Source organism: Winogradskyella poriferorum, from assembly GCF_050618035.1.
GTDB lineage: Bacteria > Bacteroidota > Bacteroidia > Flavobacteriales > Flavobacteriaceae > Winogradskyella > Winogradskyella poriferorum_A.
In genome coordinates, this window is record NZ_JBODPY010000138.1 from 1 (window position 1) to 233 (window position 233).

Here is a 233-nt window from a genome sequence, read left to right on the forward strand (position 1 = left end):
AAAATGGAAAAATAATAAATGATGCTACAGTAGAGGTGTTGGCAGAAATGAGTATTTCACATGCTGAAGCAGGAGCCAATTTTGTAGCTCCAAGTGACATGATGGATGGACGTATTCTCGGCATAAGAGAAGCTTTAGACCAGTCTAATTTCTTAGACACCGGAATTATGAGTTATAGTGCTAAGTATGCGTCGGCATTTTATGGGCCTTTTAGAGATGCTCTCGATTCCGCA

At 40.3% G+C, this 233-nt stretch carries 1 pseudogene; it reads left to right on the top strand.

Annotated elements, in window-relative coordinates:
• A pseudogene (locus ACRHOC_RS15230) lies at nt 1–233 on the top strand (porphobilinogen synthase); the annotation flags it as partial.